This is a genomic window from Xanthovirga aplysinae, assembly GCF_009711365.1.
Classification (GTDB): domain Bacteria; phylum Bacteroidota; class Bacteroidia; order Cytophagales; family Cyclobacteriaceae; genus Xanthovirga; species Xanthovirga aplysinae.
On record NZ_SMMB01001038.1, the window covers coordinates 1 to 6,854 of the forward strand.

Annotated in this window: 5 protein-coding genes; 3 read left to right on the forward strand and 2 right to left on the reverse strand. The window is 35.1% G+C overall.

The genetic code is table 11. The annotated features are described in order from the left end of the window. Positions 1-1,527: 1,527 nt before the first annotated feature. The 3 genes from E1171_RS11100 to E1171_RS11110 all read left to right on the forward strand — a co-directional run bounded on the left by E1171_RS11100 (position 1,528) and on the right by E1171_RS11110 (position 4,146). Positions 1,528-2,790, forward strand: coding sequence for a RepB family plasmid replication initiator protein (locus tag E1171_RS11100; protein ID WP_187696399.1), 1,263 nt, complete (start codon positions 1,528-1,530; stop codon positions 2,788-2,790). 235 nt (positions 2,791-3,025) lie between these two features. Beyond that, a complete protein-coding gene (locus E1171_RS11105; protein ID WP_155206077.1) occupies positions 3,026-3,799 on the forward strand; it encodes a ParA family protein in 774 nt (257 codons plus the stop codon). Beyond that, on the forward strand, positions 3,796-4,146 hold the full coding sequence (locus E1171_RS11110; RefSeq protein ID WP_155206078.1) for a hypothetical protein: 351 nt from the start codon (positions 3,796-3,798) through the stop codon (positions 4,144-4,146). The genes E1171_RS11105 and E1171_RS11110 overlap by 4 nt, the downstream gene beginning before the upstream one ends. Positions 4,147-4,482: 336 nt before the next feature. Here E1171_RS11110 and E1171_RS11115 read toward each other — a convergent pair whose 3' ends face one another. Together E1171_RS11115 and E1171_RS11120 are read right to left on the reverse strand one after the other, a co-directional pair. Beyond that, positions 4,483-6,027: a Fic family protein gene (locus E1171_RS11115; protein ID WP_155206079.1), complete on the reverse strand. Its 1,545-nt coding sequence runs from the start codon at positions 6,025-6,027 to the stop codon at positions 4,483-4,485. Between the two features lie 224 nt (positions 6,028-6,251). Then, the coding region (locus E1171_RS11120; RefSeq protein WP_155206080.1) for a recombinase family protein at positions 6,252-6,854 on the reverse strand (603 nt) is incomplete at its 5' end.

Here is a 6,854-nt window from a genome sequence, read left to right on the forward strand (position 1 = left end):
TATATTAAAACTTTTACCATTTATATTAAATACCTGCCTTTTATATTAAAAGGATATTTCCCTAGTTTTAGAACTGTAAAACCTAAAAACTTTATTTATTTTTGGATTGGTCATCAATAGTCCTTTCAGATTCTGTTTTGGGTTTGCCTTTGTCATAGATGAATTAATCCAAATACTATATTCAAAGACATCTTTTGATCTATAATTATCTAATCATCAATGTCTTTTACCTCATTATAAAACTGGAAATATTTCATAAGGTGCAGGTATTATTGAGGACCAGTAAGATTTGATTTTAAATATATATTTTCAAATTTTAGACGAAGCCATAAACGTTCAATAAAAGTATTATTTATTGCTCTTCCCTAACCACCCGTTCTTAATTTTGTATTTTATTCCAGCAAGTAAGAGGTGAAGATCTCACTGGTAAACCGCCTTTGCTAGTCTGCAAATAAATTCAATTCCTGGTACTCCTTGGTTTTCTTCAGATTCCTTTGGGCCCCTGACACCATTCAGTCTACATGGTGTGTGATATGGAACTCCGCAGTATATACCTGCTTTTTAGGTTAATTACTTCCACGCGGTAGATAACCCTTTTTGTACCGGAATATAAAGTATGTCAGTTGCTCAAACTTGAATTACACGATTGATCCTTAAGCTCTCTTAAGCAAATAAGGCTACTGTATGTAAAAATCCCTTTAGAGGAATGTGGATCAGGTACAAGAGCTTTTATATCCATTAATTGACCCAAATACAAGATCCTTTTTTCATTTACCAGGTAATTATTTTTCTAAGTCACTTAATCATATTTGGCATGCCCATAAAAGGACGCTTGGTATATTGGCTTTCATTTAATTTTCTTGGTTCAAGGAGCTTTTTCCTTTGGGCTCATAATAATAGTTCGACTTACGGATAGCTAGCAAACTGCATTACTTGGTTATTCTTAGCCTAGGATTTGCCTTATTGATCATTTCTCTGCCCTCTACAATGCTTTTGTTTAAGATAAGGGTTTCTTTAAAAAATTATTCTCAACTTGAAGCTGTCTTCTTTTGGGGAAACTATAGAGTTATAATGATTTGGAGATTATTTAGCCATTTATATTAATAAAGGACGAAAAATAAGTGAATATTTTTGGTTTCTAGGTCAATAATTCTTGAATTAACCCTAGTTCACTATTAAAGTTGCCATTTGTATTAAAAAGAAAATTCGTTTAGTTCCTTTTAGGTTGGTTCTTGCCATTTATATTAAAAACTTTGAATTATTACCTGCCTACTTGCCATTTATATTAAAAAACTTGCCTCCTTTTATGGTAACTCTTGATAACGCTTATATTTTCTTGCCTTTTATATTAAGAGGTTGCTTGTGGGCCTTTAATATATTTGGCAAGTTTTGCAAGATTGTGATGGAATTCCATGGAATCTTTTTATATTGTTGCCAAATATATTAAAAGAAAAGAACTGTTTTTAATAAAAATGGCAAGTAAAATTTTTTAGAATGACCCTTTTGCCCTCGATTGATTTTAAACTAGTGAAATCGAATAAACTGGTAGAATCCAGGAGTGATTTCACCCTGACGCAGCAAAGAGCCATATTGCTTGCTATGGTCCAGATTAAGCCTGATTCCCAAGAACTAGGAGAATATAAAATTCATATAGCTGATGTTCTCGGATTACCTAAGGAAAAGAAACTTAAAGGAGCCCAATACAGACAAGTGAGGGAATCTTTGGAACAATTAACTAAAACCTCTATTGATATACTGGATAGTGATGAGCAGTGGGATTCTCGTAATTTTATTTCAAGGGTAAGAAAGGTTGAAGGGAATGATTTTATTTATATCAAGTTCTCTGCTGAGGTAAAGGAATTTTTGATTGGTCTTACTGAGAAGTTTACCAAATATTCCTTGAGGAATGTATCTCAGTTGAAAAAAGTATATTCAATTAGGTTATATGAGCTTTGTAAGCAATATGAGAGTTTGGGGGAGCGAAAGATTGAATACATGCGATTCCGAGACATGTTGTATATTAAAGAGAAGAAAAGTTTAAGCAACCCGAGTAGAATTCGAGAGCGTGTTATTATCCCTGCTATTGCTGAAATAAATGAAAGTGAGTTAACAGATATTCAACTTTCTTTTGAGGAGATTACAAAGGGAAGATCTGTAACCCATTATCATTTTAAGATTAAAAGGAAAAATGCTTCAAATACCGTTTCCCTTAATCAAGGGAACGGAGAAGATCATGGTACTTCTAAACCTCACTCTCCTTCCCCATCTGGTTTCCCTGATCCGAAATTTTATGAAAAGCTTTTGAAGAAATATGACCAAGGAATTCTTGATTTTTCTATTGAGAAGATTCGAAACCTTGATCATGTTGTAAGGAAAGAAGGATATCTATTGAAGGCATTGAAGGATGGTTTCTATCAGGAGGAATTTGACAAGCTGGAAGAAGGAAAAAGAAAGATGAAGGAGGTCAAATTGAAAAAGAATAGGAAGCAACAGGAAGATGAAAAGAGGGATCTGATTCGAATGGAATATGATGGTTTTAGAAAATCTCTTTTGAAACGTTTCATTGAGGAAGCTGATGAGTCTGATTTAGCACTTTTTTGTTTTGAAATTGAAGATAGCGAGAGCTCACTAGAACGAAAATATTTTTCTGAGTTTGAGTCCGGTAAGCCATCCGACTTGGCCATTAGTTATTATTCTCAATGGCTTGTGCAAAAGTATGGTAATGAGAAAGATCAAGCGATGTTGGATATTACGAATTATGCCAAAATTCACCACCAATTTGATTTTTAGGAGGGATTTTATTTATTTTCTATATTCTGTATAAGTATTCTGTATTTGTACACTGATTATGTATACAGTGTATGTATAATAATACGTATTTTGTTTACGTGCTTGTGTACAGTATTTGTATTAAGTTTAATATAAAGGTTTGTATAATGTATAGGTATTAATATATGTATATCTTATACTTGTAAGATAGAAGTATTATATAGATGTATACAGTATCTATTAACTTATTTTTGTTATGACCAAAATAATAACCATTGCAAACAAAAAAGGAGGGGTGGGAAAAACTACGACTACCTTTCATTTGGCTTGTACATTGGCCATGAAAGGATTGAAGACCTGTATGATTGATACAGATTATAATCAGGCAAATTTGAGTCAATGCTTTTTCAATGATGAGGAATTGCCCAAAGATCATTTGGGAGAAGTGATCCTCGAAAGAATCGAAATAGAGGATGCTGTCTATCAGGTAAGAGAAAACTTGTGGTTAGTGCCTATTAATGATTCGAATGGGGAGGAAGTGGAGACTCGTTGGAATTCGGTAAGGATGCGGGAATTCTTGCTTAAGAAGAAGATAGATCGGATAAAGAAAAATTTCGATGTGATCCTGATTGATACACCTCCAACAAATACGCTAGTACAGGATAATGCTTTGATGGCAGCTAATGGTTTCATTATCGTTGTAAAGCCTTCCTATTTCTCCAATCGTGGCCTTGATAAGATGTTGAGAAGTGCTGAGCAAAGTTTGGAGGAAAATCCAGATCTTGAATTTTTAGGAATTCTGTTCAATGAGTATAATCAGCGCCAAAAGGGGAATTACAAGAGAAAACAATTGGATATTATCCGGAACAGTGGTAATCCTGTATTTGATACGATATTAAGGGTGGATGTTCGTCTTGATCAAGGAGCTGCAGAAAAGAAAAGTATCCATGATTACCCAGTAGGGGAGGGGGAAAATGGGAAAGCAGATTTTTTGTCCATATATGATGAAATAAAGGAGAAAATAGGATGAGCGAGAACATCACACCAAGAAAATGGGGAAAACCTAATAAGGCTACCAATCTGAAAATTGAAGATACAGCAGATTTACCAGAGATAGAAAATGCTACACCAAGGCAAGAATTGAAAGAAGATATTGAAAATGAAGCGGTTGATGAACTGGCTGCTCTGCGGAAAAAAAAGCAAATCGAATATGCTCCTTTTCGGATGAAAAAACATGTACTGCAGGCCTTCGATAAGATTAGAAAAAAGGAAGAAATTCGTTTCCCTGGTACCCTCATACACTATGAACTGGAAAAAATTGCAAAGACCTATTATGAAAAACATGGCTTGAAGCCTGAAAAGTGGATGGAGGAGTAAACAGGTTGAAAACTCCCAAAACTACTAAAGTTAGGGGGAGTTTTTCCCAACGCAAAGGATAATGCCTAATCTCATGGACCCTGGCTTTTACTCTTTGCAGTAAGTTTTTGATCTGTATATATTTATCTTCCACCAGCTTTGCATATAAATAAAGCTGTTGTTATTTTATTCTCTTTGGCTATTGCTCACAGTCAGAGTAAACCTGAGAGTTATTCATTGGGTTTACTTTTTTTCATTACTTTCCATGATTGAAATACCTAGAGATTAATAATGGGCAAAGTTTGGGTTATGTACAGGACAGATAGGAGGTAGTAAGAAACGGTCGATAAAAACACTCTATTTACCCCAAATTTCTTTGTAGTCCATTTCAATTTTCATTAATTCCTCAGTTGTCAATTCGCTAAACTCCTTCTGCCTTTTTGCTTTGGACAGTGTGCCACTATTTTGGATCAGTAATTTAATCAATAAATCAACTTTATTGTCAGGCAAAGTCACCTGTTCATTGATCAAATAACTCATACGATCATATTTCTTCAGATAATCTAACTCTTCCGGAATAATTCTGATGATCGTATCTTCCACACATTCATATAAAAACTCTGCCTGTGGGGTAAGGTCATAATAGCGGTATAAATCAATGGTTTCATTGTGGATTTTAAGATTATGATCAGGGGTTTCTTTCCATTTTATCAGGTCCAACCTTGGATGGGAATGTGATTCCAGAATATTCTGATATTCACCAATACGCTCTAAGATAGCTGTCGAAACAGGAAATATCATTTCCCTTTTGGCATAACCTGATTTTGCCAGTATATGATGAATAATATAACGATGTATCCTTCCATTTCCATCTGACAGTGGGTGAATAAACACAAAGCCAAATGCAATGGTTGCAGCCGCTAAAACAGGATCGTAATTTGCCTTTTCCAACAATCGATTGGTTTCCATTAATCCAGCCATTAATATAGGAAGATCCTGAACTTTAGCAGAAATGTGATCAGGAATGGGAGATAAGGTTTCTCTGTCATGTTCTCCAATAAACCCTTCATTTTTCCGGATCCCCATGTTTTTTAGTTTTTTGGAGCCGATAACCAAATGTTGTAAGCGCTCTATCTCCAGAATACTTAATTCCTTTTTGCCGGCTTGTCCAATAGCTTTTCCCCAGTTTCTCGCTCTAAGGCTTGGTGGATATTCTCCCTCTATGGCAAAGGAAGCCCTAGAATCCTTTAGGAGTAGGAAAGCAGCTGTTCTACGAACCAATTCTTTATCCTGCTTGCTTAATCCCTTTTCTATAGTGGATGAAAGGCCTTTTGCCCTGAATTGTTCAAGTTTCTCAGTCCTTTTTATCAACGGACAAAATTCAGGAACCCCAGGAAGATTGTTTTTAATTCTATGTCGAGTTGAATTGATGGTAAGGCCCGGATATTGCAGTTTGGAATTTAATAACTCTACATAGGAGCCTGTTTTTAGGTCTGCAATTTGAAGTCTCTGTCCCATCAACCATTCATATAAAAACCAAAGCCTTCTAGCATACTGGCCGGTGGGCTCTTTTTTCATCAACTCTATAATTTGCCTTTCCCCACTATACTTAAAAAAGGTTTTTAGTAAGAACAAATCAATACCTTCATATTTAAGTGCAAAAACAAGATGGCTGCCTATATTATCTTTTGGTTTATGCCTCTTGGTAAATACCTGCCAGTATTTGGTGTTGTAACGTTGATGTTTTTCCGTTACGATTGCTAATTGATCAGGTAAAGGTAGGCTTTGAAGATATTCTTTTTCTAACAGATTAATTAAGAAAGAATACCCCACCAAGGTTCCTTCTTCAGGGGTCTCCCTGTCATGAAAACTGTTTACTTTTTGTGAAAAATATTGATTCATATGACTTAAGCATGAATATTTATAACAAATATAGCATGAAAATTACTTACTTCATATGAAAAACAATTAATATTAATGAATTATTATGAAAAATAGTTACAATTTAAAAGATTAGAAAATAACCATCAACTACCAAAAAGCTTGAGGCTAAAAGGAAAAAAACAATTAACTTAATTTGATCATTTGATTACCAAGTATGATTTTTTTTGTTAAATGATGATTCCTTAATTCTCAGATACCCCCTGTTTAGCCCCTTTTTTATAGGCTTTAACTTCAACTCCCCGATACCGCAAATAAGAATAAAATGTGGCTTTGGCTATCTTCAATTGTTCGCAAATTTCGTTCACGCTTAGATCTTCCCTATATAAGGCTTCTGCTACAATAGCTTTTTGTTTTGCCTTCTGACTCAACCCTCTGGGCCTCCCGCCTTTTCTTCCTCTTTTACGAGCAGCTTCTAAACCTGCCCGTGTCCGCTCCCTTATCACTTCCCTTTCAAATTCTGCCAAAGAGGCGAAGATATTAAATACTAACCTTCCTTGCGCAGAAGTGGTATCTATTGGATCATTCAGACTTTTTAAACCAATCCCTCGTTCATTGAAGTCAGTTACAAGTTCCACAAGGTGTTTAAGATTACGTCCCAACCGGTCCAGTTTCCAAACCAACACAACGTCTCCTTCCCTCAAGTTTTCCAAAAGTTCATCGAGTCCGGGCCTGTATTTCTTTGCACCACTAACGGTATCTTTAAATATTCTTTTACATCCAGCAGAATTAAGGGCATCTAATTGAAAATCCAAATTTTGATCAGTTGTACTTATCCGAGCGTATCC

What these genes read in the sequence shown, in the direction of transcription:
- E1171_RS11110 (WP_155206078.1), top strand. Translation starts at nt 3,796, where the DNA reads ATGAGCGAGAACATCACACCAAGAAAATGGGGAAAACCTAATAAGGCT.
- E1171_RS11115 (WP_155206079.1), bottom strand. Translation starts at nt 6,027, where the DNA reads ATGAATCAATATTTTTCACAAAAAGTAAACAGTTTTCATGACAGGGAG.
- E1171_RS11105 (WP_155206077.1), top strand. Translation starts at nt 3,026, where the DNA reads ATGACCAAAATAATAACCATTGCAAACAAAAAAGGAGGGGTGGGAAAA.